The sequence below is a fragment of the Candidatus Pantoea floridensis genome (genome assembly GCF_900215435.1).
Taxonomy (GTDB): domain Bacteria; phylum Pseudomonadota; class Gammaproteobacteria; order Enterobacterales; family Enterobacteriaceae; genus Pantoea; species Pantoea floridensis.
Genome location: NZ_OCMY01000001.1, coordinates 283393 through 308702, shown reverse-complemented (window position 1 = coordinate 308702; position 25310 = coordinate 283393). Strand labels below are relative to the sequence as shown.

Genomic DNA, 25310 nt, shown 5'->3' with positions numbered 1-25310 from the left:
ACAATTATAGGTCCACAGCTTTCAGGGATTCACTATGAGTGAAGCAGCAACATCTTTGCCGCCCAAAGAACCAGCGGGCAGGGGGCTAAAGCCAGGTGTCGACGCGCGCTGCGCCTTACATCCTGGCAAGAGCGGCATTCATCCGCTTAACGACGGGTTGGATGCCTTTGCAGCGCGCTATCAACTGATGAGCATGGCGCAGCACACCATTGATGTGCAGTACTACATATGGCACAACGACATGTCTGGGCGCTTATTGTTTAGCGCGCTGCTGGATGCCGCCGAGCGCGGTGTGAAGGTGCGTTTGTTGCTGGATGACAACAACACGCCGGGTTTGGATGAAACGCTGGCCGAACTCGATCGGCATGCCAATATCGCCGTGCGCCTGTTCAACCCGTTCTCATTCCGTACGCTACGTGCGCTTGGCTATCTCACCGATTTTTCCCGCCTTAATCGGCGTATGCACAATAAAAGTTTAACGGTGGATGGCGCTGCCACGCTGGTGGGCGGTCGTAATATCGGCGATGAGTATTTTGGTACCGGCAATGAACCGCTGTTTACCGATTTGGATGTGCTGGCGATTGGTCCAGTCGTCGATGAAGTGACGCAGGATTTTGAACGCTATTGGCGCAGCAAAGCGGTGTCACCGCTGCGCAAGGTGGTTGATGTTAGCGGCGATGCGCATCAGGCGGTGCGATTGCCGGTTGAATGGCAGCAGAGTGAAGCCGTTGAGCGCTATCTGGCGCGACTCAAGCACTCTTCGTTTATTAGCCAGATGGAGCAGGGCGAGCTGGATATGACGTGGGCGGCGTCACGACTGCTGAGCGACGATCCACGTAAAGGCCTTGGAAAGGCGAAACGCCGCAATTTACTGCCCCAGCGTATGCTGGAGGTCATCGGCACGCCGCAGCAGCAGTTTGATATTATCTCCGCCTACTTTGTTCCTACGCGTTCCGGTGTGGCACAGCTGCTGGCGCTGAAGCGGCGCGGCGTCAAAATTGCGGTACTGACCAATTCACTGGCGGCTAATGACGTTACGGTGGTGCACGCCGGTTATGCGCGCTGGCGTAAAAAGCTGCTGCGCCACGGCATCGCTTTGTATGAACTAAAACCGCAGGATAATCCGCAAAGCGCACCGCATGACCGCGGGTTAACCGGTAACTCGGGTTCAAGTCTGCATGCCAAAACGTTTACCGTAGATAAACGTAAGGTGTTTATTGGATCGTTTAATTTTGATCCACGATCGGCGGTGCTAAATACCGAAATGGGACTGGTCATTGAGAGTGAAGCCCTGGCGCAGCAAACCCATCAGCGTTTTATCGCTGGGATGCGCGATCGTGCCTGGACGCTACGTCTGGATAAATGGGGACGCGTTAACTGGGTGGAGTTTGCCGGAGAGCAGGGCGAAGTGGTGCATAAACATGAGCCGCAGTGCACGCTAATGCAGCGTTTGCTGGTGCGTTTGGTGTGGCGATTACCCGTGGAGTGGTTGCTCTAAAGTAATCGGGCCAGCTTAGCTGGCCCGACATCTATTTGCGCTGCGGCTTACCTGAGAACAGGAAACGCAGCAGCGGAATACGCAGATGAATTTCGTACAGCGTAAAGGCCACGCCAAACACCATCAACAAGCCAAGGAAGAAGCCAAGCGTGTTGCTGCCAATGTGCGGCGTAATGTAGATGCCGTACAGAATGGTCAGCGGATGGTGTACCAGATAGATAAACAGCGAAGCATTAACCAGATACATGATGCGCGGAGAGTGACTGTTCAGCAGATTGTGGCCGAAGCTAAAACAGACATTCAGCATGCACAATCCCATCAACGTCGAAACAAGCATATCAATTTCGTAAAGCCAGCCCTCACCGCTGCTGTATCGCTGATTCAGGCTGTAAGCAATGAATACCGCAATGGCGCCAAAGCACACAACGGGATTGAAGCGGACAAACAGCGCTTTCAATGCCTGATGTTTCCAACTGAGCGCGCCTAACATGAAGAACGGCAAGAACATCAACGTTTGCATCACGGCAATGCTAAACAGGCCATCGGCGAATACGGCTGGAGCCAAAATAAATAATACGCGCCGGAAAATACACCAAACCAGCGCGTAAGCCAGCAGCGCCAGCGTGAGTTTCCCCCAGCCAATCTGCTGATAATCAATGCGACGCTGCTGTGTGCTCAGCCAGCGAAACGCCAACATCCCGAACGTGGTCAGGATCACCAGGACCAATAAGAACCACAGGTGTGAGATCAGCTCCCACATCAGCGTGTTGTATTTGTCATAGAGCGAAAATTGGTTCCAGTCACCTATCTTATCGGTGAGGTTTTTGGTGATGAAAAACTGCGGCAGGGTGATGAGCGGAACCGCCGTTAACAGCGGAATGCCGACGCGCTCCAGACGCACCTTCAGCCAGCGCTGCGGCTGATAGCGCAAGTAAAGCATGTAGGAAAAATAGCCTGAAATTACAAAGAACACCTGCATGCGGAAGGCGTGAATAAAATCATTCAATACCGTCAACCACATTGAGGCGTCATGGCTGTTGACGGCCCATCGTTGCGTGGAGTAAATCAGGGAGACGTGAAATGGCACGCCTAATAACATTAAATACGCTCGAATCGAGTCGAGGAAATATTCACGTTGGGGTTTAGCTGAACTCATAATCTTCCAATAGTCAGTTTACTTGCCGGTTTCGCCCTGAAACCGGATTATGCCGAATGAAAATTCTACCGGCTGTAAACAGGGTATACTATCAGGTGAATCTGTAGGTGATTTTGCAGGGTTTAATTATCCGAAAAGCACACTTTCAGCTTACAAATCAGCGGAACAATCTTTTACATACGCTGTCGGAAAACCGAATAATCCTTTAAGATAAGCGGGTTTGATCTAAGCACACGAAAGGGGGGGATGTGCTGAATAATGTGAATAATAAAGTGGGACTGGTAAAGATGCGCTGGGTAGGCGCGGCAGTTCTGCTGGCTATGTATGCCAACAATAGTTGGGCGTTTAACATCGATGATGTAGCAAAACAAGCCAAGGCGTTGGCAGGGAAAAGTTTCGAAGCGCCAAAGAGCAATTTACCCTCTCAGTTTCGTGAAATGAAGTTTGCTGATTATCAGCAGATCCAGTTTAACCACGACAAAGCTTATTGGGGCAAACTGCGCACGCCGTTTAAGCTTGAGTTCTATCATCAGGGCATGTATTTCGATACGCCGGTGAAAATTAATGAAGTCACCGCGTCTTCCGTGCGTGAAATTAAATATAACCCTGACTACTTCAATTTCGGCAACGTAAAGCATGATGCTGATTCAGTCAAAAACCTCGGCTTTGCTGGGTTTAAGGTGTTGTATCCTTTAAATAAAAAAGGAAAAGACGACGAAATTTCCAGCTTCCTTGGCGCCAGCTATTTCCGTGTGATTGGCGAAGGGCAAGTGTATGGTCTTTCCGCGCGGGGTCTGGCGATTGACACCGCGCTGCCTTCCGGCGAAGAGTTCCCGCGCTTTAAGGAGTTCTGGATTGAGCGTCCAAAACCGCAGGATAAACAGCTGGTGATTTATGCGCTGCTGGATTCGCCACGTGCGTCCGGTGCCTATCGCTTCACCATCCGTCCGGGCAAAGAATCAACCGTTGATGTGCAATCCAAAGTTTACCTGCGTGATAACGTTGGCAAGCTTGGCGTTGCGCCGCTGACCAGTATGTTCCTGTTTGGTGCGAACCAGCCATCGCCGGTGACCAACTTCCGTTCAGAGCTGCACGATTCGAACGGTCTTTCCATTCACGCGGGTAACGGGGAGTGGATTTGGCGTCCGCTGAATAACCCGAAACATCTGGCGGTGAGCACCTTTACCGTTGAGAACCCGAAAGGCTTTGGTCTGCTGCAGCGCACGCGTGATTTCAGCCGTTTCCAGGATCTCGACGATCGCTACGACCTGCGCCCAAGTGGCTGGGTTGAGCCGCAGGGTGATTGGGGTAAAGGCCGCGTTGAGCTGGTAGAGATTCCGACCGCCGATGAAACCAACGATAATATCGTTGCTTTCTGGACGCCGGAAAAACTGCCAGAGCCGGGCAAAGAGATGAACTTCCAGTATCGTCTGCACTTTACCCGTGACGAGAACCAGCTGCACTCAGACGACATTGCCTGGGTGAAAGACACGCTGCGTTCCGCTGGCGATGTTAAACAGTCGAATCTGGTGCGTCAGCCAGACGGTTCGATCGCCTTCACCGTTGATTTCGTTGGCAAAGCGATGAGCAAGCTGCCGGAAGATACGCAAGTGGCTCCGCAGGTTAGCGTGGGTAATAACGCTGATGTGGTTGAGCAAAGCGTTCGCTACAATCCGGTGACCAAAGGCTGGCGTTTAGTGTTGCGTCTGCGTGTGAAAGATAACAAGCAGCCAACCGAGATGCGCGCAGCGCTGGTGAGCGGCGACAAGACATTGACGGAAACCTGGAGCTATCAGCTACCTGCCAATGAATAAATCGATATTTCTACCTCAATCCTACGTGGAGGCCCTGCCGCTTGATGCGGCAGGGCGTGCCCGTCTGAGCGATTCACTCCAGAATGCGCAGGCGTTCCACGCTATTCATTCGACGCTGGGGCAGGATATCGCCGCCAGCGAGCGTCCGGACGATGCGCCGCTGAAATCGGTCTCGTCCCGTGTGCAAATGGCCTGGCCTGACTCGTTGGCGGAGGGTCAACAGCTGAGCAAGGATTATCTCGATCGCACCACGCTAAAGGCCATGCCAAAGGTGAAGCGTTCGCTGATGTTCCCTGAGGTGTGGCGTACTAATCCCATTGCGCGCGCCTGGGATTCGGTACGTGGTAAGAAATCCACGCCGCGCTATGCTTCGGTGGAAGAGCAGAAAACCGAAGATAAGTGGCGTCACGTGGGTTCCATGCGCCGTTATGTGCTGCTGATTCTGACGATTCTGCAAACCGTCGTGGCTACCTGGTACATGAAAACCATTCTGCCCTATCAGGGCTGGACGCTGATCGATCCCATCGAGATGTTTAACCAGAACTGGTTGCAGTCAGTTGAGCTGATCCTGCCTTACATTTTGCAGACCGGGATTCTGTTCCTGTTTGCCATTTTGTTCTGCTGGGTTTCTGCCGGTTTCTGGACCGCGCTGATGGGCTTCCTGCAGTTGCTGATTGGGCGTGATAAATACAGTATTTCGTATTCAACCACCGGTGATGAACCGCTGAATCCGGAACACCGTACGGCGCTGATCATGCCAATCTGTAATGAAGACGTTGAGCGTGTGTTTGCCGGCCTGCGTGCGACCTGGGAATCGGTCAAACGTACCGGCAATGCCGAGCACTTTGACGTTTACATTCTGAGCGACAGCTACGATGCGGATATCGCTATCGCCGAGCAAAAAGCCTGGATGGAGCTGGTGCGTGATGTCGGCGGTGCAGGTAAGATTTTCTATCGCCGTCGTCGTCGTCGTGTGAAGCGTAAAAGCGGCAATATCGATGACTTCTGCCGCCGCTGGGGCAGCAACTACAGCTACATGGTGGTGCTGGATGCCGACAGCGTGATGAGCGGTGAGTGTCTTACCGGTCTGGTACGCATGATGGAAGCCAACCCGAACGCCGGTATTATCCAGTCGTCGCCAAAAGCGTCAGGCATGGATACGCTGTATGCGCGCTGTCAGCAGTTTGCCACGCGTGTGTATGGCCCGCTGTTTACCGCCGGCTTGCACTTCTGGCAACTGGGTGAATCACATTACTGGGGCCACAACGCCATTATTCGTGTGAAGCCCTTCATCGAACACTGTGCGTTAGCACCGCTGCCAGGAGAAGGTTCTTTCGCCGGTTCCATCCTTTCACATGACTTCGTCGAGGCGGCGCTGATGCGTCGTGCAGGCTGGGGTGTATGGATCGCCTACGACCTGCCGGGTTCCTATGAAGAATTGCCGCCGAACCTGCTGGATGAGCTCAAGCGCGACCGTCGCTGGTGTCACGGCAACCTCATGAACTTCCGCTTGTTCCTGGTGAAAGGTATGCATCCGGTTCACCGCGCGGTATTCCTGACGGGCGTGATGTCCTATCTGTCTGCGCCGCTATGGTTTATGTTCCTCGCGCTTTCCACCGCCTTACAGGTGGTGCATACGCTGATGGAACCGACCTACTTCCTGCAGCCGCGCCAATTGTTCCCAGTGTGGCCGCAGTGGCGACCGGACCTGGCGATTGCGCTGTTCTCAACTACGCTGGTTCTGCTGTTCCTGCCGAAGTTGCTGAGCGTGGTGCTGATCTGGTTTAAAGGCGCAAAACCTTACGGTGGTGCCATCCGCTTGTTCTGCTCGCTGATTCTGGAGATGCTGTTCTCGGTGCTGTTAGCACCGGTGCGCATGCTGTTCCACACCGTGTTCGTGGTCAGCGCGTTCCTCGGTTGGGAAGTGGTGTGGAATTCGCCGCAGCGTGACGACGACGCCACGCCGTGGGGTGAAGCCTTCCGTCGCCATGGTTCGCAGATGCTATTAGGTCTGGTGTGGGCGGGCGGCATGGGCTTGCTCGATCTCAACTTCCTGTGGTGGCTGTCGCCGATTGTCTTCTCACTTATTCTGTCGCCGTTTGTTTCGGTGATGTCGAGCCGTGCCACGGTAGGGCAGAAGAGTAAGAACGCCAAACTGTTCCTGATTCCGGAAGAGTATGAGCCGCCGAAAGAGTTGGTCGATACCGATCATTATCTGCAGATTAACCGTCAACGTGCGCTGAAAAATGGCTTTATGCACGCGCTGTTCAATCCCGCGTTTAACGCTCTGGCGACGGCAATGGCCACCTCACGTCACAAGCAGAGCGATTTGCTGGACCATGCACGCGATCGTCGTGTTGATCAGGCACTGAGTGACGCACCAGAAAAACTGAACCGCGAGCAGCGTTTGCAGCTGATCAGCGATCCGGTGGTTCTGGCACGCGTACACTCACGCCTGTGGGAAAGTGCGGACAAATATCATCAGTGGGTAGAAAGCTATCAAAAGCTGAAGCTCAATCCTGAAGCGCTGCCACAGCGTTAAGGATAGAAAAGTAAAAAGCGGCAGAAATGCCGCTTTTTTTTCGTCTTTAATCTGGCTGGATTAACGTAATCTTTACGTCTGAAGGTGTGGTTATTTCACCTCACAGGCGTTTAAACTGGCACCCGTTCATTGTGAGTAAACGTTGTGAATTATTTCCTGAAAGTCGCCGCGCTTAGCGCCGCTATCCTATTACTTACCGGCTGTGGCAGCATTATTAGCCGTACTATTCCCGGGCAGGGGCACGGCAATCAATATTATCCCGGCGTGCAATGGGATGTTCGTGACGGACCCTGGCGCGTGCTAACCATTCTCGATCTTCCGCTCTCATTAGTAATGGACACACTTTTGCTGCCCGTTGATGCTAGCCATGGCCCGTACGAATAACCTTTAAGACAGGTTGTCCGAGGGGCTGTTATCGTCTTCCCACTCTTGCGCCGCCGCTTCGCCTTCTTCCAGGTCACGCGGTGGTTCAAGCTGGAATTCGCCTTCATCCCACTCATGCAGGGTGTTTTCTGCTTGCCACTCCTGACGCAGTTCGACTTCATCGTAATCGCCGTCAAACACCGCTTGTGCGGCTTCTCCGCTGGAGATCGGCAGGCATTCACCTTGCCCATCCTCTTCTGCGAAAAATTCTGCCTGCCACATAATGTCGCCGTCCTGCATCACATACTTCTGTAGTGCAAACTGGCTGACGCTGGCATCGTCTTCGGCGATGTCAGGTTGGCTGGCGAGAAACTCTTCACGTGCGGCTTCAATGGCTTCTTCCAGGGTGCTATACAGGCTCATCATCAACTCCATGTCTGTTAAAAAGGGATTTCACAGAAGGATAGACGAAAAATCACGAAGTGAAGGGCAAAGAGCAAATATTGATTGGGCGGTTGATTGAAATTCAACCGCCCAACAGGTCAGGCTATTTTCTGCGGAAAATGTAATACAGGACGGACTGATTCATGAATAATTGGAGCCGAGTAGCGGATACAACATTTAATACAGGGTTTGACTTTTTTGAAATTAATGCGTGCTGTCGAAAGCGCCTGATTTAAATTATAGAGGGTGCCAATAAAAACCATATCCTCTTTAACCGGCAGGCGTTTACACTCTTTGCGATGTAGAAGATGATAGCCTTCATGATCGGTACTGATCGTGACATAGTAATAGATGCCTTTATTCATTTTATAGTTTCCTGAGATATATTTGCTGTGTGTAATCTTTTTATATTTTTTTCAAAATTGAACTTATTAAAATAGCTGACACTGTCGAAACTAACTGGATTTATTATAGGGAACAAATTCCATAATGATATAAGGGTCTATGATAATTGAATAAAATGGAATATAGATGATTTTAATCAGACAATGCCTTGTTTATTAAGTTAATTTTATTACATTGATTAGAGTGGTAGAAGAGTTTGCAAATATTAAATAGGATTAGCCCTGGAAATGATAGTAATCAGATCCGATGAGATACATTCTTACCCATAAATGTTAATGAGGATTAAAATCGGGAATCAAGCACTAGCGAACCGTTTTGTTCACGCCTCGCCTGTAAAGGTTAATATTTAACCTAAAACGCGTGGCCGCAATGAAAAAAACTCGCTTAAAAGTGGTACTAACCAAACTATCAGGCTAAGTTCAGGCTGGTCTGGAAGGAAGCTAAAATAGCCAAATGATGTCTCAAGATAAGCCAAATCACAGCGGGAATTGATGAGGCACCCCGTGTGCCTCATCACAATTAATAAATGGATGGCTGCCCTTCAGGGCGGGTTTTAAAGCGGCGATGTAGCCACATATATTGCTCTGGTGCGAGCAGAACGGTCTCTTCCACCACTTTATTCATTACCGTTGCAGTGTCGAGTTCTGATTCCAGCGAGAATTTATCGCGGATATCCGGCATCATTTTCAGCTCATAGCCACGGCCATTGGGCAGACGTCGTGCCAGAAACGGTACAACACTCGGATTAGCCAGGCGAATCAGCATGTGCGTACCGCTGGTGGTGGCGGCATCCGGCACGGCAAAGAACGGCGCAAATACGCTGCTGCGTGGGCCGTAATCATGATCCGGTGCATACCAGATAATGTCGTTATTCTTCATCGCGCGGATCATGCCCTTCAGATCTTTACGGTCTAGCATACTTTTGTTGGAACGCATACGGCCCCAGGTTTGCAGCCAGTCGAGCAATTTGTTGTCGTTAGGACGATACACGCCAATGCCTGGATTGTGCATACCGAACACGCGCGCGCCCAGTTCAAGCGTCAGAAAGTGCATACCAATCAGAAGAATGCCGCGTTTCTCTGCCAGCGCATGACTAACATGCTCTAAGCCGCTGGTAGCAACCCATTTACGGATGCGCCAGTCCGGCCAGAACCAAGCCATGCCGGTTTCAATGAGGCCCATGCCCACCGATTCAAAATTGTGTTTCACCATGGCCTGGCGTTCATTTGTTGGCATCGCGGGAAAACAGACTTCCAGATTGCGCTGCGCCACTTCTACGCGGCGCTTCATGAAGCGCATCGCAATACGCCCAAGTCCGCAGCCGATAGCATGCAGCACGGGATAGGGCAGCAGCACCAGCACATAGAGAAAACCAATGCCGATCCATGTCGGCCAATAGCGAGGATGAAGGAGTTCACGGGTGAGTTGGGGAAGTTGAGTCATGGAAATGTCAGTATCCTGCGTCTGATGCCAGAGAGTCCGGTTTCTGTAATTGGGTGTGATTATGCCATTTTTTCCTCCTGGCTGAAATCAAGCATAGATGGCGGATCCAAATCCGACAGCAGGTATACGCACGAAAATGCAATTGCAGCGCATAAAAGCGTGCATTTTGCACGCCGTCAGGCTTTTCTCGCCAACGTTTCGAATCATGCTGAATTCGGGTATGATACGCGCGCTAAATTTCTCTGATTGCTAACAGGACGAACACCATGCCAGTGTTACATAACCTTGTTTCCAATAAAGAGCTGAAGGAACGTATGTTGGCGGAAACCGAACCACGTACCACAGTCTCTTTTTATAAATATTTCCAGATTGCCGACCCCAAAGCGTTCCGTGATGCTCTTTACGTTGAGTTAACCAAACTCAAGGTGTTTGGTCGCGTCTACGTGGCGCACGAAGGCATCAACGCACAGATTAGCGTGCCCGCCAGCCGTTATGAACAAATGAAGGCGACGTTGTATGCTTTCGACGCAGCGCTGAATAATCTGCGCATGAATATTGCGTTGGATGATGATGGCAAATCCTTTTGGGTACTGCGTTTGAAAGTACGTGAGCGCATCGTTGCGGACGGCATTGAAGACGCCAGTTTTGATGCCAGCGATGTCGGTGCTTACCTGAAAGCGGCTGACGTCAATGCGATGCTTGATGATCCAGATGCGCTATTTGTGGATATGCGTAACCACTACGAATATGAAGTGGGCCGCTTCGATAACGCCATGGAAGTCCCGGCGGATACCTTCCGCGATCAGCTGCCGATGGCGGTGGATATGTTGCAGGATCGCAAAGATAAGAAGATCGTCATGTATTGCACCGGCGGCATTCGTTGCGAAAAGGCCAGCGCCTGGATGAAACATAACGGCTTCAATGATGTTTATCATATTGAAGGCGGCATTATTGAGTACACGCGCCGCGCGCGTGAGCAGGGTTTACCGGTGCGCTTCAAGGGCAAAAATTTTGTCTTCGATGAGCGCATGGGCGAAAGGATCTCTGACGATATTCTTTCCAGCTGCCACCAGTGCGGTGCGCCTTGCGACAGCCACACCAACTGCGTGAATGATGGCTGCCATCTGCTGTTTATCCAGTGCCCAAGCTGCGCGGAAAAGTATAAAAACTGCTGCAGTCCAATCTGCATGGAAGAGTCAATGCTTTCGCCTGAAGAGCAGCGCGCACGCCGTGCGGGTCGCGAGAACGGTAACAAAGTGTTCAACAAATCGCGTGGTTTGCTGAACATGACAATGGCGATTCCGGCACCCGATAAAAAGTAATCTGACTGCAGCCTGAAGGATTCAGGCTGCATTTCTTACTGGCGCACGCCTTCAACTGAAATAATCAATTCCGCTTTCTGCGCTGCCGGGCCAAGATCTTTGCTGATGTTAAACTCTTTCAGCACAATCTCCCCGCTGGCTTCAAATCCTGCGCGATAGCCGCCCCACGGATCTTTGCCTTCACCAATCAGTTTTGCCTCCAAAGTCACCGGTTTAGTGACGCCATTAAGCGTCAGGTCGCCGGTAACTTTGTATTCTTTGCCCTCTTTCTTCACGCTGGTGGAAGTAAAGGTGGCCTGCGGGAACTTGCCGGTATTGAGGAAATCCGCGCTGCGCAGGTGCTTATCGCGTTCCGCATGATTGGTATCGAGACTATTGGTATTAATCGTAACGTTGACCTTGTCCGCCGACGGATTGGCTTCATCAAAGGTGAAGCTGCCGTCAAAGTCTTTGAAAGTGCCATATAACCAGCTGTAACCCAAATGCTGAATACGGAACTGGACAAATGCATGCTGGCCTTCCTTATCAAACTTGTAGTCCGCAGCGCTGGCCGTCAGGCTGACGCTTAGTAATCCCGCCGCCGCTACTGCAAATAATGTCTTTTTTAACATGCTACTTTTCCTTTTCAGAGGTTAACGGGATGCGGTAACTCAACATCCTTTTCAATGTCACATCACGGTCGATGAAATGGTGTTTTAAGGCTGCCAACGCATGTAGTGCTGAAAGTAAAATCAGGCTCCAGGCCATCCAAAGATGAATATCGCCGGCAAGGTCGGCCTGCTGAGCGGCACCGCTGAAGAGGGCGGGCACATCGAACCAGCCGAATACGGAGATGGGTTTACCCTCTGCGGTAGAGATGAGGTAACCACTCAACAGCATCACCAGCAGCAATCCGTACAACAAGCCATGTGCAACGCGTGCGGCGCGACGAACTGAGAGGGAGTCACTCTGCAGCGGCTTAGGAGGTGGCGAAAGAAAACGCCAGCCGATGCGCGCGAGTAGCGCAGCAAACAGCAGAAGGCCGATGCCCTTGTGTATTTCTGGTGCATCGTGATACCAGCTGTCGTAATAGCCTAATCCGACCATCCACAGGCCCAGCGCAAACATGCCGTAGATAGCCAGCGCCATTAGCCAGTGCAATAAAATCGAAACCATACCGAAATGCTGTGTGGAATTGCGCCACATAATAATTATCCAGCAGGATGAAATAAGTGGTAATGAGCATCTACATTTTGAAATGTAAAATCAATTACCCTTACTTTTCTATAATATTGAAAATAATATTCGGATTATATGAGGGAATATTGAGAAGTTAATCAGGATAATTGAAGGGCGAGAACATAATGTTAGAGTAGCGGTTAAGTCATGCACGAATACGTGTTCTTATGCGGCACAAAAGGTCAATGCGCGTAAGGTAATGTCAGTTTCCTTCAAGAGAGCCAACGCAATGTCCGCGTTGGCTCGATGGCATTAATTAAAACGGTCAAGTGAGAAGGGCTTGATATCGAAAGAGAAGGGTTTTTCCTGGGCAAACTCACTGGCGAGTTCACCGAGCACGCTGGCAAATTTGAAACCATGTCCACTTAAGCCGGTGATGATAAGACGATTTGGTTCACCCGGCAGTGTATCAATAATGAAATCTTCATCCGGCGTATTGTCATAGCTACACGCTTCGCCATGCAAACAGACGCCCACGCCCGGTAAAAACTTGCGCAGGAAGGTAAAGGATTCATTACCATCCACCGCGATGCTGCCAAAGGGCTTACGATCTTCAGGCGTTTGCATCAACTGGCCGCCGTCGTGACGTCCCACTTTTAGTGCATTGTTATCGGCGGGGAAGCCATAGAAGTGGCTGCCATCACTCATCTCAACCGTAAAACCCGGGAACTGGTTGTTCTCGCTGTAGCGACCATCGGCCTGATACCAGGCAAATACTTTGCGTACCGGCGCCACGGGTAAGTCGGCCACTAAATGACTCACCCAAGTACCCGCACTGATCAGTAATTTGCGTGCGCGGAAAATCCCATCGCTGGTGGTGACCTGCTGCAGATCGCCATCGCGATCGATATGAGTGACCGGACAGTTAAACAGTTGCGCACAGCCCGCCTGTTCTGCCAGCTGCACCCAACTGCGTACCGCTTGCTCGCATTTGAGAAAACCGGAGTGAGGCTCGAATACGCCGAGGTAGCCGTCGGGCACCGTAAATTGCGGCCAGCGCGCGCGCACTTCCTCTGCCTGCAGGATCTCGACAGTCAGCTGCCAGGTTTTCGCGCTTTGTATCACATTCTGAATAAAGGAGGAGGTGTGGGGCGCTAAATTCAGGATGCCGCTGCGATGCATAATGCGTTCACCGCTCTGTCGTTCCAACTCATCCCATAATGTTTGGGCGCGCAGTACCAGCGGCACGTAACGCTCACCTTCGCCGTAAGCATGACGAATTAGACGTGTTTCGCCGTGGTGTGTGCCCTGATTATGCGGTGGGTGGGCGCTATCAATCATTAGCACGGATAAGCCCGCTTGAGTCGCGTAAAAACCGGCGGCAGCACCGACCGAACCGCTTCCCACTACAATCAGATCATAAACCATAACGACATCACTCCAGGCAAAGGGCGAAATTTTTCAACAGCATATCAAAAGATAACGGCCATGAAAAAGGCACCCTGTTGGGTGCCCTTTCACGCGATAGTATAAATTAGTGCTTCTGATTGTCGCGTAGGTATTGCTCTGTGGATTCTATCTTTGCAATGCCAGCTTCGAGTATGGAGATAAACTGTCTGGCCACATCGGTTGTCAGCCAGTAGGTCGGGCCCACGTCAGCTTCTTCTTCTTTCTGACCCTGCGAGGAGAGCGAGTGCAGGCGAATCATCATGGCGTCATAGCTGTCTACGGTGCTGATGTCCCATCCTACCAACGGATGAGTCTGAATGACGTCTTTATTTCTGTCCATTATAACCTCCGTATTACTCGTTAAACGAAGTGCTTCTTGAGGTTCAATGCGGCTTGTATCGTGCACTAGCGAAACAATTATAACATGAATTAGCGTCTTCAATAGTTAAAAGATATGGCGAACTTAAACACAGCAAAAATAAACGCATTTAAAAAGCGAATTTTAACGAATAATAAAATGCCCGCAGAAGAGGGCATTTTATGGGAAATCTACGGGTGGGGCGTCAAAGATGTTATCGACGTTTATGCGCTAAAACTTTAGCCCGAAAAGCACGGCAACTCTATTCAGCAGGCGCTGCAGGAATCAGGCCATGGCGTTTCTGAATCTCTTCGGCCAGCCGGGTAAAATGCTGCTGTAACTGTGCGTCATGGTTCTGGTTTTGCGCTTCAAGCGTCAGATTATGTACCAGCAGCTGATTAGCGCGATCGTCAAGACAAAACGTTAAGCTGGCAAAGGCATTTTCTAATACCGTTAAACGGCGCTGTTGCTCGGCAATGAATGCCAGCAATTCACCAAAGGTCATTGCCTCTTCTGGTTTTTCAGTAGTCATGTAAAACACCTCCTGTAAGCATGACGAGGCAAGAATAGGGGATTGCTTAGCATGAGTCTAGATGCAGGAAGTTTTTCTGGCGAGGGGGAAATAAAAACAAAAAAGCCGGATAGCGAAACCCGGCAAAAACGGCACAGTGGCTGTTAATCGTTATTAAACCAGTCGTCAGCGCTTTCCCAGGTTTCTTGTAGAATATCGGTGATGCGATCGCGTGACGCTTTGCAGCCACCAAAAACGGTGAGCTGATTGCCGCCCGCGTAGCGGACTTTGACGTGGTGATCGTCATCAGGAAAGTCTTGAGTAATGCGGCGTACAAGCTCGATGCTGAGCGCATCCAAGGCACCCGCAGGAAGGGGCTGAGTTTTTGCTACGGTAATTTCAACACGCATAGAAGCCTCCGGAATAATATACTGTTTATTTGTACAGTATATTTATTCCAAAGGCAAGTACCGGTTACTTATTGTTTGATGCGCCAGTGCAGTGTCTCGCCCGCAAGGAAGGGCACCAGCGTGTCATTCGCCAGCGCGATACTTTCCTCAACTTGCCACGATTCGCGTACCAGCGTTATTGTCCCTTCGTTCAGGGGCAGACCATAGAAATTCGCACCGTTTTCAGAACAGAAGGCTTCGAAATGCTCCAGCGCGTTCAGCTCCTCAAATACCGTGGCGTACGCAGGCAGTGAGGTTGGCGCATTAAATACGCCGGCACAACCACAGCTCGCCTCTTTCAGATGACGCAGATGAGGCGCGGTATCGGTACCGAGGAATACGCGGCGATTGCCGCTCGCAACCAGCTTGCGTAGCGCCTCCTGATGAATATTGCGCTTGAGAATCGGCAGGCAATAAAGATGCGGGCGGACGCCGCCTACCAGCATGTGATTACGGTTAAACATCAGATGCTGTGGAGTAATGGTGGCGCCCAGCAAATCGTTGCCTGCGGCCAGATACTCTGCCGCTTCTTGCGTGGTGATATGTTCCATCACGACTTTCAGGGCAGGAAACTGTTGACGCAGCGGCTCAAGCACGGTTTCGATAAAGCGGGCTTCGCGGTCAAAAATATCGATATGCGCATCGGTCACTTCCCCGTGTACCAACATCGGCATGCCAATTTTCTGCATGCGATCCAGCACGTTGGCAATGGAGGCGATGTTCGTCACACCATGACTCGAGTTGGTGGTGGCGTGCGCAGGATAGAGTTTGGCGGCGGTAAAGGTGCCGTCATGGAAACCGCGTTCAATCTCATCAGGATCGAGCGAATCTGTAAGATAGCAGGTCATTAGCGGAGTAAATGCGTGCTCAGCAGGTAGCGCCGCCAGAATACGTTCGCGATAGGCAACGGCCGCCGCCACGCTAATGACCGGTGGAACCAGATTTGGCATAACGATAGCTCGACCATTCACCGCGCTGGTATAAGGCAGCACGGCGTTAAGCATCGCGCCATCGCGCAGATGGATGTGCCAATCGTCAGGACGGCGAAGGGTAATTTGCTGAGGTTGGGCTGTCATTCAAAGACTCCGGCAGAGAAGAAAACGAAGAGGCGCGTTTAGGCCGGGGAGTAATCATAAGGATGTAGGCAACCGTTTGCACGGGATTTTATTGTGACAAACAAAAACCGCACCCTAAGGTGCGGTTGTGCGACTCAATGGGTAAACGGAATCACCAATTCGCCGGGTTTGACTTCAATACCTTTCGCCAGTTTTTTCGCCAGCGCTTCCGTTTTGCTGCGGTCTTCGCTCAGCACATAGGCCGGCTTCTCGTTAAAGTAGCGCTTTAGAGACTCATTGAGGTAGGGCGTGAGCGTTTTCATAATCGACGCCATTTTCTCTGGCTGCACCTGCGCATCAACAATCTCCATGTCATGCAGATAAATTGCGCCTTCTTGTGCGTTATACACCGGCTGCGCCTTCATTTTCAGCTGCATTTCTGCCTGTTGCGGACCAAACAGCGAGCTGACATTGATATTGGCTTTGCCGGAGAGCGTAATTTTACCGGGCTCTTCACGGCCAATCTGACTGCTCAGATCGCTCAGCACGATGTGTGCGTTTACCAATCCGGAAACGCCAATGTCTTTTTCGAAGTTATTACGCTTTTGCAGCGCCTGATTCACTTCCTGTTCGCTGATGGTGTATTGCGTCAATTGATTACAGCCACTGAGAAGCACGGCCAAAAAGAGGGCCAGCAGCCCGGAAAACGCCTTTTTCATATTGTCCTCATCCTGATCGATACGGCAAAACAGGCGTTAGCCTGCCTGATTCAGCGAGCCGTGTCACCAGGAGAGAGATGAGAAGCGCCGTAGCGCTTCTCTTGCAGCGATAGAGGAGATCGGTTACGGGGGCAAACTAACTGCTGAAAATTGCCGGTGCCACCTGGCGGGGCTGAAATTGCCACCAAAGTGCAAACAGGGTGATCATGCCGATACTGCTGAGCAACATCCACGGCAGCTCTGGCAATCCCCATTGTTGTCCCATGTCGAACATCCAGCCGCCGCCGGAGTAGCCAATCAGACCACCAATGGCGAGGCCAAGGCGGCTAAAGCCCATATAGCTACCGCGCGCGCGCGCGCTGGCCAGCGAAGCGCTGAGCGTTTCACGTGCCGGTTCGGCAATGATCGAGCCGAGATAAAAGAGGGCAATCAGCATAAACAATGACGGCAATGAATCGGTCAAGCCCACCGGTAGCAGGCTGAAGGTCATCAGGCATAAACCCGCCATTAGTCGGGTTTCCAGGCGGAAGCGCTTCTCGCTCCAGCGCGCCAGCGGATAGAGTAAGCTCAATGACAACAGCGCCTCAATGGCATACATCCACTTCACCGCCGCCGGCGCACCCGCGACCTGATTCACCATCACCGGCAGCATCAGCATCACCTGCACGGCAAGGATGTAATAGCCTGTCAGCGTAAGAACATACAGGCGGAAACGTTTGTCCTGCCAGACGCGCTGCATGCCCGCCCGCATTGCGATGCGTTCGGTCGAAATACGCCAGGCCGGCAGCCAAATCGCGTTAAACAGGGCGGTACAGACAAACACGCCCGCGCCAACCCAGCAGACTAAACGGAAATCCCACGCCAGCAACCAGCTCCCGATTAACGCGCCAAGTACCGCGCCGGCGCTGTCCTGCATCATCAGCAATGAGAAGAAACGACCGCGTTCACGCGCACGCACTAGCTTCATTACCAGCGCACTGCGCGGTGGATCGAAGAGCGTTCCCCCCAGACCGGAAAGTAAACAGGCCAGCCACAACAGCCAGGGCTCATGAGCCAGTGCCATGCAGGCAAAGCCCGCCGCACGCATCAACATGCCCGTGACGATCAGCGGACGCGCGCCAAACCGATCAGCAATGGCTCCGCCGAATATGCCGAACCCCTGCTGAACAAACTGACGTAAGCCGAGCGCAATACCCACCATCAGCGCTGCCCAGCCAAGCTGTTCGACAAAATGTATGGAGATGAGGGGAAATACCACAAAAAAACCCATCACGACCAACATGTTATCCACTAAAAGAAATGTTTTACCGAGGCGTCGTGCCCGCGCAACCCGAGACATGCTAATTCCTAAGCAAATAGAAGCAGAGAAGAGACCAATTGGTCTATATTCCGCCTGCTGAAGGGTTAAAAACAGGTTTCTGAGGATGATATTTTTTCATCGAATCCGCAGAAATATTAATCCTAAATCAGGATGAATCTCCTGGAACGCGTTGCGGGGTTTTACCGCAGGCGGGGCGACGGTTATAGTGAGAAGTATCGCCGCTGGCGTACATCTTTCTTAAGTTATGGATTTCAGGAGTCATGATGTTTGGCTATCGTTCTGCTGGCCCACGCGTGAGCCTCACTACCGATCGCTTAGTGGTCCGTTTAGTACACGAACGCGATGCCTGGCGATTGGCGGATTATTACGCTGAAAATCGCGCGTTTCTTAAGCCCTGGGAGCCGGTGCGCGACGAGAGCCATTGCTATCCTTCGGGTTGGCAGGCCCGCCTTGGGCTTATCGCCGACATGCATAAACAGGGCTCAGCCTACTATTTTGTGCTGATGGACCCAGAAGAGCGCGAAGTGCGTGGCGTGGCTAACTACAGCAATGTGCTGCGCGGTTCGTTCCACGCTTGCTACCTTGGCTATTCGCTAGGAGAGAAATGGCAGGGCCAGGGCCTGATGTATGAAGCGCTCAGCACCACCATTCGTTATATGCAGCGGCAGCAACGCATCCATCGCATCATGGCCAATTATATGCCGCATAATCAACGCAGCGGCGATCTGCTGGCGCGGCTGGGATTTGAAAAAGAGGGCTATGCCAAAGATTACCTGCTAATTGATGGGCGCTGGCAGGATCACGTGTTGACCGCACTGACCTACCGGGAGTGGACCCCGGATCGCCGTGGACAATAAACAAGGATTAACCCAATGAAAATGGCCTTATCCGCGCAGGCGTTGCGCGTGATTGGTTGCCTGCTGGAGAAGCAGGTCACTACACCGGATCAATATCCGCTCTCGCTGAATGGCGTCGTGACCGCCTGCAATCAAAAATCTAACCGTGAACCGGTGCTTAACCTCAGCGAAATGGAAGTGCAGGCACAGCTTGATGAGCTGGTGAAAAAGCATCTGGTGACGGCTAATAATGGCTTTGGGCAGCGCGTGAGTAAGTATGAGCAGCGCTTCTGCAACTCGGCCTTCGGTAATCTGCAACTGAGTCGTGCGGAAGTGGCGGTGTTGACGCTGCTGTTTCTGCGCGGCGCCCAGACGCCAGGTGAGCTGCGCACACGCAGCGGCCGTCTGCATGAGTTCAGCGATATGAACGAAGTAGAGCAGACGCTGAATCAGTTGAGCACGCGGGAAGACGGCCCGATGGTGGTGCGTTTAGCGCGTGAGCCTGGCAAACGCGAAAGCCGTTATATGCACCTGTTCGGCGGCGAGGTGGTGGATGAGCGCGCTACCGCCGACAGCGTTTTGGACAATGACGATCTTGTGGCGCGCGTGGCGCAGCTGGAAGAAACGGTTGCTAAGTTGCAGTTGCAGCTCGAACAGCTGCTGCAAAAGGAGAACTAATATGACGCTGCGCATTGGCATTGTTGGGTTAGGCGGCATCGCACAAAAAGCGTGGCTGCCGGTGCTGTCACAGGCGAGTAGCTGGCAGCTGGCCGGGGCTTTTTCTCCCAATCAGGCGAAGGCACAACCGATCTGCGACAGCTATCGTATGCCTTACTTTGGCCAACTCGATGCCCTCGCCGCGGCCAGCGATGCGGTGTTTGTACACAGCAGCACCGCGAGCCATTACGATGTCGTCAAAGCACTCTTGCTGGCTGGCAAGGACGTGTGCGTCGATAAACCGTTAGCGGAAACGCTGCAGCAGGCGGAAGCGCTGGTGGCGCTGGCGGACAAACATAAACGCAAGCTGATGGTGGCGTTCAATCGCCGCTTTGCACCGCGCTATCAGCAGCTAAAAGATGAGATGGCGCGCGCTGCCTCACTGCGCATTGAGAAGCATCGGGCAGACAGCGTTGGCCCACACGATCTGCGTTTTACTCTGCTCGACGACTATCTGCACGTGGTCGATACCGCATTGTGGCTGGCTGGGGGTAACCTGAAGCGAGAGTTGGGACATATCGAGACCAACGAGGACGGTGCCATGCTGTATGCCGAGCACCACTTCTCCGCCGGATCGCTACAAATCACCACCAGTATGCATCGTCGTGCCGGCACGCAGCGCGAGGTGGTCAGTGCTATTTGCGATGGCGATTACATTGAAATTAATGAGATGCGTGACTGGCAGCAGGAGAACCGCAGTGGAATCGTGCGTGATGTGCCGCCCGCCTGGCAAAGCCATCTTACCCAGCGCGGTTTCAGCGGCGCGGCACACTATTTCATTCAGTGTGTAGAAAATCAGACGATGCCTGAAACCAGCGGTGAACAAGCACTGGCGGCGCAGCGTCTGGTGGAAAAACTGTGGCGTGATGCCGAACAGGAATAATCCCTTGTAACACTCAATGCTGGTCATTTCCCGCCGCGGCAGTAGACTATCGCCGGACATCACGGGATGTCCGCGCTAAGTCGCTCATTTATCCGACACTTTTCAGGATGCGCCACTCAAAATGAATTTGTTGAAATCGCTGGCTGCGGTCAGTTCGATGACCCTGTTTTCCCGCGTGCTGGGCTTTGCCCGCGATGCCATTGTGGCGCGTGTGTTCGGTGCGGGGATGGCAACCGATGCCTTCTTCGTTGCCTTCAAGCTGCCTAACCTATTACGCCGCATTTTTGCCGAAGGCGCGTTTTCCCAGGCCTTTGTGCCAATCCTTGCAGAATATAAAAGTAAGCAGGGCGAAGATGCTACGCGCGTGTTTGTTGCCTATGTCTCCGGCTTATTAACGCTGGTGCTGGCGGTGGTCACCGTGCTAGGCATGATCGCCGCGCCTTGGGTGATTGTGGTAACCGCACCGGGCTTTGCCGATACGCCGGATAAATTCGCCTTAACCAGCGCGCTGTTGCGTGTGACCTTTCCTTATATTCTGCTGATCTCGCTGGCGTCGCTGGCGGGTGCGATTCTTAATACCTGGAACCGTTTTTCAGTGCCCGCATTTGCACCGACGCTGCTGAACATCAGCATGATCGGATTTGCGGTTTTCGCGGCACCGCACTTTCATCCACCGGTGATGGCGCTGGCCTGGGCGGTAGTGGCGGGTGGGGTGCTGCAGCTGTTCTATCAGCTGCCGCACCTGAAGAAGATTGGCATGTTGGTATTGCCGCGCCTTAACTTGCGCGATGCCGGCGTCTGGCGCGTGATGCGCCAAATGGGCCCGGCGATTCTTGGCGTGTCGGTCAGCCAGATTTCACTGATCATCAACACCATTTTTGCCTCCTTTTTGGTATCGGGGTCGGTTTCATGGATGTATTACGCCGATCGCCTGATGGAGTTTCCGTCTGGCGTTTTAGGCGTGGCGCTGGGCACTATTCTGTTGCCCTCGCTGGCGAAGAGTTTCGCCAGCGGCAATCAGGAAGAGTATTCACGCCTGATGGATTGGGGCTTACGTCTTTGTTTCCTGCTGGCCCTGCCAAGCGCGGTGGCCTTGGGGATTTTGTCCGGTCCGCTCACCGTGGCGCTGTTCCAGTACGGGAAATTTACCGCCTTTGATGCCTTGATGACGCAGCGCGCGTTAATTGCTTATTCGGTGGGGTTGATGGGGCTAATTGTGGTGAAAGTGCTGGCGCCGGGATTCTACTCACGTCAGGACATCAAAACGCCGGTGAAAATTGCTATTGTGACGCTGATTATCACACAGTTGATGAACCTGGCGTTTATCGGACCGCTGAAACACGCCGGTTTATCCTTGTCGATCGGTCTGGCCGCTTGCCTGAATGCCGCGCTGCTTTACTGGCAGCTGCGAAAGCAGGATATCTTCCAGCCGCAGCCTGGCTGGTTCAGTTTCCTGACGCGTTTGCTGATTGCGGTGGTGGTAATGGCCGCAGCGCTGCTGGGCATTTTGCAGGTGATGCCGTCATGGGAAGAGGGGCAAATGTGGTGGCGGCTGCTTCGCCTGGCGGCAGTGTGCGGCATCGGCGGCGGGGCCTATTTCGTCATGCTCGGGCTGCTTGGCTTCCGTCCTCGCGATTTCGCCCGCCGTACGATGGCATAAAAAAATCCCGCCGCGGCGGGATTTTTTATTGATTACCCTTTACGACTCAACGTCGCTTGACCCTTGCCTAAGCCATCGGGGCCGTAAAATGCCTGGGTTTGATGCGGGCGTAACACGGCCAATGCTTCATTTGTGAAGCCAATCTGATGCTGCAGCAGAATCCCATTATGCATATTGGTATCGCGCAGGCGGCGTGTATGCTGCTGAATGCGCATCCAGCGACTTTCGCGATCGCTGTGATCACCATAGGGCGCCTGCGTGCCGAGACTTTTCTCGGTGGTGCGGCGCATTTCGTCCAGATAATTCAACGTGGTCAGCAACGCACTTTTGTCTTCAGAGATGCGCTGTAGCATGTTGCCATTAACCTGACCGGCAGAAAGTTGCTGTTGTTCTTCATCCATTACTACGGCGAGTGACGCCAGCACATCCTGCATTTTGTCTAAGGTGATCAGCAGATTGTCCATTGGGATCAGTTACCCTCTAAATACGCCTTGGTATCGGCGATCAGCGCGTCGGCGATCTTACCGGTATCCATTTTCAGTTCGCCATTACGAATGGCCGTTTTCAGCTGCTCAACGCGCGCTGTATTAATGTCCTGGCTGCCGGGCTGCATCAGCTGCGCCTGCGCAGTACTCAACTTCACTGCCGCGCCGCTTTCGCTGGTGGTGCTGGCGGTTGGCGTGGTGCTTTGGCGCACTTTCCCGCTGTTATCGTTGGTATCGCGTGTCTGTACAGTGCTAACCGGGTTCAAAGGTTGCGTTCTGTCGATGCTCATTGTGTGGCTCCTGTAAGGTCAGTTGGGGGTCAGTCAACTGAGTCAGCATAGGGTAATGTCTTTGTTGATATCTCTATCGGCAGAACAGCAGGGTTCTTTAACGCTTTATAGCGATATCAGAATATTCCCATCCGCGTCGACGCGACCACTGACAACCTGACCATTTCCCATACGCACACGCACCATTTGCGCTGCGCTAGCGTTGTTCAGCGCACGTCCTTCGCTACTGGCATTAAACCCATTTCCACTGGCGACTACCATCACATTTTGACCTGCTTTCACGCGCCATGCCTGGCGCAGCATGGAGGCCGTCACGGCCTGTCCCGGCGGAATATCACGTAAGGCAATGGCATCCGTTACGCCGCTACTGTCGATCAGCGCGCGCGCCGGCAGCTCATCGAGGCGACCGGTTTCCAATCTGAAGTCATCTGGGCTGAGTGTGCTGCCACGCGCCACCTGACGACTAGCGACTAAATATTGTCCAGTGACCTGCACCTGTACCTGCAAGAAACGACGATTTTGATCGCAGTTGGCCGCAATGCTGATGTTGCCCCACTGGCGGCTATTGCCCGGGAGCTGTAATTCGGGGGTATCGCAGGTGGGCCACTGTGACGGCGGCGTGCGCACCACCACGCTCATTCCCGCGGCATGTTGCGGATCGCGGGCTTTAAAAAATTGTGTCAACTGAGCATTAAGATCCGCCGCGTGACTGGGTAGCGCCAGTGCCAGCCAAAGTGTGGTGAGCAAGGTGGAATATCTGCGCATAACGCCTCCTGACGAGAAGATGGCACTGAGTCTACGCCTCGCGCAAAAAAATCAATGTCAAAAATAGCCGTCATTTTTGCTGCTATTCAGACGATCACCCTTGCTTTTGTCCACTTAAGCTGTCAGCTCGAAATTCTCATTCGCGGAGGAAGCATGCTCGACAAACTCGATGCCGCGCTGCGATTTGGTACAGAAGCGTTAAACCTACGTGCTCAGCGTCAGGAGATCCTGGCGTCAAACATTGCCAACGCCGATACCCCGGGTTACCAGGCGCGGGATATCGACTTTGCCAGCCAGCTGAGCAAGGTGATGCAAAACGGTCGCGCGGAAGGCAGCAGTCTGGCGCTGAAGGTGACGTCCTCACGCCACATTGAAGCGCAAACCAATTCTCAGCCATCGCTGGATCTGATGTACCGCATTCCCGATCAACCCGCCGCGGATGGCAACACCGTGGATATGGATCGCGAGCGTACGCAGTTTGCTGATAACAGCCTGAAATACCAAACCGATCTCACCCTCATCAGTAGCCAGATCAAAGGCATGATGAACGTTCTGCAGGGGCAATAAGCATGGCATTGCTGAATATTTTTGATATCGCCGGCTCGGCGATGACAGCGCAATCGCAGCGCCTCAACGTCAGCGCCAGTAACCTGGCCAACGCCGATAGCGTAACCGGTCCTGATGGCCAGCCTTATATCGCAAAGCAGGTGATTTTCCAGACCGATGCCGCACAGGGCGCAGCCACTGGCGGCGTCAAAGTGGCTGGCGTGGTTAACGATCCCACCCCGGCCAAACTGGTGTATGACCCAGGCAATCCGATGGCCGATCAGAAGGGCTACGTCAAAATGCCTAACGTTGATGTGGTCGCCGAAACCGTTAACACCATGTCTGCGTCGCGCAGCTATCAGGCCAACGTCGAAGTGCTGAACACGGTGAAGTCAATGATGATGAAAACCCTCACCATGGGTCAGTAACGGAGAACGATTATGAGCGTAGCAGTAGGGATTAAAGACAACCTGGACCCCACGGTACTGACGTCCAGCAGCGCGTCGAGTGGTAACACCTCGGCGGACTTGCAGAATCAGTTTCTGAATATGCTGGTGGCGCAGCTGAAAAATCAGGATCCCACCAATCCAATGGATAACAGCCAGCTCACAACGCAGTTGGCGCAGATCAACACCCTAAGCGGAATTGAGAAACTGAACACCACGTTAGGGTCGATTTCCGGTCAAATCACCACCAGTCAGTCGCTGCAGAGTTCCACACTGATTGGGCATGGCGTGATGATCAACGGTTCGCAGGTGTTGGTGGGCAGCGGTACGACCACACCGTTTGGCGTTGAGCTGGCAACAGCTTCCACCGCCACCAGCGTCACGATTAAAGACAGCAATGGCACCACCGTGCGTACCATCGATCTCGGCAAGCTGAGTGCAGGCGTTCACACCTTCTCGTGGGACGGCAAACTGGATGATGGCTCGACCGCCGCAGATGGCAAATATTCTGTATCACTCGCCGCCAGCAATGGCAGCACCCAACTGGTGGCGCAGCCGCTGAACTATGCCTATGTCAATGGCGTCAGCACCACCGATAACACCACGAAACTGGATCTCGGCACCATGGGCTCCGCGACCCTCGATGAAATTCGTCAGATTCTCTGATTAACCTTT

28 protein-coding genes are annotated in these 25310 nt (G+C 52.7%); 12 read left to right on the top strand and 16 right to left on the bottom strand.

The features are described from left to right. Positions 1–34 precede the first annotated feature (34 nt). Positions 35–1498 carry a phospholipase D-like domain-containing protein gene (locus tag CRO19_RS01545; protein WP_097094292.1) on the top strand — a complete coding sequence of 488 codons (1464 nt, stop codon included), beginning with the start codon at positions 35–37 and terminating at the stop codon, positions 1496–1498. A 31-nt stretch (positions 1499–1529) separates the two neighbouring features. On the opposite strand, the gene mdoC is transcribed toward CRO19_RS01545, so the two are convergent. Next, positions 1530–2654, bottom strand: a complete 1125-nt coding sequence (mdoC, locus tag CRO19_RS01540) for a glucans biosynthesis protein MdoC (protein ID WP_097094291.1) — start codon at positions 2652–2654, stop codon at positions 1530–1532. 278 nt (positions 2655–2932) lie between these two features. Here mdoC and CRO19_RS01535 point away from each other — a divergent pair, with 278 nt between their 5' ends. From CRO19_RS01535 to CRO19_RS01525, 3 genes are all read left to right on the top strand, one after another. Further along, a complete protein-coding gene (locus tag CRO19_RS01535; protein ID WP_176519187.1) occupies positions 2933–4468 on the top strand; it encodes a glucan biosynthesis protein in 1536 nt (511 codons plus the stop codon). Further along, a complete protein-coding gene (gene mdoH / locus CRO19_RS01530) occupies positions 4461–7010 on the top strand; it encodes a glucans biosynthesis glucosyltransferase MdoH (protein WP_097094289.1) in 2550 nt (849 codons plus the stop codon). The genes CRO19_RS01535 and mdoH overlap by 8 nt, the downstream gene beginning before the upstream one ends. 144 nt (positions 7011–7154) lie before the next feature. Continuing rightward, on the top strand, positions 7155–7394 hold the full coding sequence (locus tag CRO19_RS01525) for a YceK/YidQ family lipoprotein (RefSeq protein ID WP_097094288.1): 240 nt from the start codon (positions 7155–7157) through the stop codon (positions 7392–7394). Between the two features lie 3 nt (positions 7395–7397). Here CRO19_RS01525 and CRO19_RS01520 read toward each other — a convergent pair whose 3' ends face one another. From CRO19_RS01520 to CRO19_RS01510, 3 genes are all read right to left on the bottom strand, one after another. Continuing rightward, positions 7398–7796, bottom strand: a complete 399-nt coding sequence (locus tag CRO19_RS01520; protein ID WP_097094287.1) for a MysB family protein — start codon at positions 7794–7796, stop codon at positions 7398–7400. A gap of 119 nt (positions 7797–7915) precedes the next feature. Next, positions 7916–8182 carry a hypothetical protein gene (locus tag CRO19_RS01515; protein WP_097094286.1) on the bottom strand — a complete coding sequence of 89 codons (267 nt, stop codon included), beginning with the start codon at positions 8180–8182 and terminating at the stop codon, positions 7916–7918. A gap of 559 nt (positions 8183–8741) precedes the next feature. Beyond that, positions 8742–9665, bottom strand: coding sequence for a Kdo(2)-lipid IV(A) acyltransferase (locus tag CRO19_RS01510; protein WP_097094285.1), 924 nt, complete (start codon positions 9663–9665; stop codon positions 8742–8744). 266 nt (positions 9666–9931) lie between these two features. On the opposite strand from CRO19_RS01510, the gene trhO reads away from it, so the two are divergent. Then, positions 9932–10987, top strand: a complete 1056-nt coding sequence (trhO, locus tag CRO19_RS01500) for an oxygen-dependent tRNA uridine(34) hydroxylase TrhO (RefSeq protein ID WP_097094283.1) — start codon at positions 9932–9934, stop codon at positions 10985–10987. Between the two features lie 35 nt (positions 10988–11022). Here trhO and CRO19_RS01495 read toward each other — a convergent pair whose 3' ends face one another. The 9 genes from CRO19_RS01495 to mdtH form a co-directional block, all read right to left on the bottom strand. Further along, positions 11023–11598, bottom strand: coding sequence for a YceI family protein (locus CRO19_RS01495; RefSeq protein ID WP_097094282.1), 576 nt, complete (start codon positions 11596–11598; stop codon positions 11023–11025). Between the two features lies 1 nt (position 11599). Then, on the bottom strand, positions 11600–12175 hold the full coding sequence (locus CRO19_RS01490; RefSeq protein ID WP_176519186.1) for a cytochrome b: 576 nt from the start codon (positions 12173–12175) through the stop codon (positions 11600–11602). Between the two features lie 282 nt (positions 12176–12457). Then, positions 12458–13573 (bottom strand): N-methyl-L-tryptophan oxidase, encoded by a 1116-nt coding sequence (gene solA / locus CRO19_RS01485; RefSeq protein ID WP_097094280.1) that lies wholly within the window; start codon positions 13571–13573, stop codon positions 12458–12460. Positions 13574–13679: 106 nt separating this feature from the next. Beyond that, positions 13680–13934 carry a biofilm formation regulator BssS gene (gene bssS, locus CRO19_RS01480; RefSeq protein ID WP_097094279.1) on the bottom strand — a complete coding sequence of 85 codons (255 nt, stop codon included), beginning with the start codon at positions 13932–13934 and terminating at the stop codon, positions 13680–13682. A 280-nt stretch (positions 13935–14214) separates the two neighbouring features. Further along, a complete protein-coding gene (locus tag CRO19_RS01475) occupies positions 14215–14484 on the bottom strand; it encodes a hypothetical protein (RefSeq protein WP_097094278.1) in 270 nt (89 codons plus the stop codon). A 143-nt stretch (positions 14485–14627) separates the two neighbouring features. Then, entirely contained in the window at positions 14628–14873 is a 246-nt protein-coding gene (dinI, locus tag CRO19_RS01470; RefSeq protein WP_097094277.1) for a DNA damage-inducible protein I, read from the bottom strand. A 68-nt stretch (positions 14874–14941) separates the two neighbouring features. Beyond that, on the bottom strand, positions 14942–15988 hold the full coding sequence (gene pyrC, locus CRO19_RS01465; protein WP_097094276.1) for a dihydroorotase: 1047 nt from the start codon (positions 15986–15988) through the stop codon (positions 14942–14944). A gap of 134 nt (positions 15989–16122) precedes the next feature. Further along, positions 16123–16686 (bottom strand): lipoprotein, encoded by a 564-nt coding sequence (locus tag CRO19_RS01460; RefSeq protein ID WP_097094275.1) that lies wholly within the window; start codon positions 16684–16686, stop codon positions 16123–16125. A 136-nt stretch (positions 16687–16822) separates the two neighbouring features. After that, complete coding sequence (gene mdtH / locus CRO19_RS01455; protein ID WP_097094274.1) at positions 16823–18025, bottom strand: multidrug efflux MFS transporter MdtH; 1203 nt, start codon at positions 18023–18025, stop codon at positions 16823–16825. Positions 18026–18270: 245 nt separating this feature from the next. Here mdtH and rimJ point away from each other — a divergent pair, with 245 nt between their 5' ends. From rimJ to murJ, 4 genes are all read left to right on the top strand, one after another. Continuing rightward, positions 18271–18864, top strand: coding sequence for a ribosomal protein S5-alanine N-acetyltransferase (rimJ, locus tag CRO19_RS01450; protein ID WP_097094273.1), 594 nt, complete (start codon positions 18271–18273; stop codon positions 18862–18864). Between the two features lie 15 nt (positions 18865–18879). Further along, a complete protein-coding gene (locus CRO19_RS01445; RefSeq protein ID WP_097094272.1) occupies positions 18880–19521 on the top strand; it encodes a DUF480 domain-containing protein in 642 nt (213 codons plus the stop codon). 1 nt (position 19522) lies between these two features. Continuing rightward, on the top strand, positions 19523–20443 hold the full coding sequence (locus CRO19_RS01440; protein ID WP_097094271.1) for a Gfo/Idh/MocA family protein: 921 nt from the start codon (positions 19523–19525) through the stop codon (positions 20441–20443). A gap of 121 nt (positions 20444–20564) precedes the next feature. Continuing rightward, positions 20565–22103 (top strand): murein biosynthesis integral membrane protein MurJ, encoded by a 1539-nt coding sequence (gene murJ / locus CRO19_RS01435; RefSeq protein WP_097094270.1) that lies wholly within the window; start codon positions 20565–20567, stop codon positions 22101–22103. Positions 22104–22135: 32 nt separating this feature from the next. On the opposite strand, the gene flgN is transcribed toward murJ, so the two are convergent. The 3 genes from flgN to flgA all read right to left on the bottom strand — a co-directional run bounded on the left by flgN (position 22136) and on the right by flgA (position 23643). Next, a complete protein-coding gene (gene flgN, locus CRO19_RS01430) occupies positions 22136–22567 on the bottom strand; it encodes a flagellar export chaperone FlgN (protein ID WP_097094269.1) in 432 nt (143 codons plus the stop codon). Between the two features lie 5 nt (positions 22568–22572). Continuing rightward, positions 22573–22878, bottom strand: coding sequence for a flagellar biosynthesis anti-sigma factor FlgM (gene flgM / locus CRO19_RS01425; protein WP_097094268.1), 306 nt, complete (start codon positions 22876–22878; stop codon positions 22573–22575). 105 nt (positions 22879–22983) lie between these two features. Then, positions 22984–23643, bottom strand: a complete 660-nt coding sequence (flgA, locus tag CRO19_RS01420) for a flagellar basal body P-ring formation chaperone FlgA (RefSeq protein WP_097094267.1) — start codon at positions 23641–23643, stop codon at positions 22984–22986. A 153-nt stretch (positions 23644–23796) separates the two neighbouring features. Here flgA and flgB point away from each other — a divergent pair, with 153 nt between their 5' ends. The 3 genes from flgB to flgD are packed head-to-tail and all read left to right on the top strand — an operon-like array spanning position 23797 to position 25301. After that, positions 23797–24210 carry a flagellar basal body rod protein FlgB gene (gene flgB / locus CRO19_RS01415; protein ID WP_097094266.1) on the top strand — a complete coding sequence of 138 codons (414 nt, stop codon included), beginning with the start codon at positions 23797–23799 and terminating at the stop codon, positions 24208–24210. Positions 24211–24212: 2 nt separating this feature from the next. Next, complete coding sequence (flgC, locus tag CRO19_RS01410; RefSeq protein ID WP_097094265.1) at positions 24213–24617, top strand: flagellar basal body rod protein FlgC; 405 nt, start codon at positions 24213–24215, stop codon at positions 24615–24617. A 12-nt stretch (positions 24618–24629) separates the two neighbouring features. Next, positions 24630–25301 carry a flagellar hook assembly protein FlgD gene (gene flgD, locus CRO19_RS01405; protein ID WP_097094264.1) on the top strand — a complete coding sequence of 224 codons (672 nt, stop codon included), beginning with the start codon at positions 24630–24632 and terminating at the stop codon, positions 25299–25301. Positions 25302–25310: the final 9 nt, after the last annotated feature.

Coding starts and splice junctions, on each gene's coding strand:
- mdtH (WP_097094274.1), bottom strand. CDS start 18,025: ATGTCTCGGGTTGCGCGGGCACGACGCCTCGGTAAAACATTTCTTTTA.
- CRO19_RS01475 (WP_097094278.1), bottom strand. CDS start 14,484: ATGACTACTGAAAAACCAGAAGAGGCAATGACCTTTGGTGAATTGCTG.
- flgM (WP_097094268.1), bottom strand. CDS start 22,878: ATGAGCATCGACAGAACGCAACCTTTGAACCCGGTTAGCACTGTACAG.
- trhO (WP_097094283.1), top strand. CDS start 9,932: ATGCCAGTGTTACATAACCTTGTTTCCAATAAAGAGCTGAAGGAACGT.
- CRO19_RS01440 (WP_097094271.1), top strand. CDS start 19,523: ATGACGCTGCGCATTGGCATTGTTGGGTTAGGCGGCATCGCACAAAAA.
- CRO19_RS01520 (WP_097094287.1), bottom strand. CDS start 7,796: ATGAGCCTGTATAGCACCCTGGAAGAAGCCATTGAAGCCGCACGTGAA.
- flgB (WP_097094266.1), top strand. CDS start 23,797: ATGCTCGACAAACTCGATGCCGCGCTGCGATTTGGTACAGAAGCGTTA.
- CRO19_RS01545 (WP_097094292.1), top strand. CDS start 35: ATGAGTGAAGCAGCAACATCTTTGCCGCCCAAAGAACCAGCGGGCAGG.
- mdoH (WP_097094289.1), top strand. CDS start 4,461: ATGAATAAATCGATATTTCTACCTCAATCCTACGTGGAGGCCCTGCCG.
- bssS (WP_097094279.1), bottom strand. CDS start 13,934: ATGGACAGAAATAAAGACGTCATTCAGACTCATCCGTTGGTAGGATGG.
- flgA (WP_097094267.1), bottom strand. CDS start 23,643: ATGCGCAGATATTCCACCTTGCTCACCACACTTTGGCTGGCACTGGCG.
- flgD (WP_097094264.1), top strand. CDS start 24,630: ATGAGCGTAGCAGTAGGGATTAAAGACAACCTGGACCCCACGGTACTG.
- CRO19_RS01510 (WP_097094285.1), bottom strand. CDS start 9,665: ATGACTCAACTTCCCCAACTCACCCGTGAACTCCTTCATCCTCGCTAT.
- murJ (WP_097094270.1), top strand. CDS start 20,565: ATGAATTTGTTGAAATCGCTGGCTGCGGTCAGTTCGATGACCCTGTTT.
- flgC (WP_097094265.1), top strand. CDS start 24,213: ATGGCATTGCTGAATATTTTTGATATCGCCGGCTCGGCGATGACAGCG.
- rimJ (WP_097094273.1), top strand. CDS start 18,271: ATGTTTGGCTATCGTTCTGCTGGCCCACGCGTGAGCCTCACTACCGAT.
- CRO19_RS01460 (WP_097094275.1), bottom strand. CDS start 16,686: ATGAAAAAGGCGTTTTCCGGGCTGCTGGCCCTCTTTTTGGCCGTGCTT.
- pyrC (WP_097094276.1), bottom strand. CDS start 15,988: ATGACAGCCCAACCTCAGCAAATTACCCTTCGCCGTCCTGACGATTGG.
- CRO19_RS01495 (WP_097094282.1), bottom strand. CDS start 11,598: ATGTTAAAAAAGACATTATTTGCAGTAGCGGCGGCGGGATTACTAAGC.
- CRO19_RS01445 (WP_097094272.1), top strand. CDS start 18,880: ATGAAAATGGCCTTATCCGCGCAGGCGTTGCGCGTGATTGGTTGCCTG.
- CRO19_RS01515 (WP_097094286.1), bottom strand. CDS start 8,182: ATGAATAAAGGCATCTATTACTATGTCACGATCAGTACCGATCATGAA.
- solA (WP_097094280.1), bottom strand. CDS start 13,573: ATGGTTTATGATCTGATTGTAGTGGGAAGCGGTTCGGTCGGTGCTGCC.
- mdoC (WP_097094291.1), bottom strand. CDS start 2,654: ATGAGTTCAGCTAAACCCCAACGTGAATATTTCCTCGACTCGATTCGA.
- flgN (WP_097094269.1), bottom strand. CDS start 22,567: ATGGACAATCTGCTGATCACCTTAGACAAAATGCAGGATGTGCTGGCG.
- dinI (WP_097094277.1), bottom strand. CDS start 14,873: ATGCGTGTTGAAATTACCGTAGCAAAAACTCAGCCCCTTCCTGCGGGT.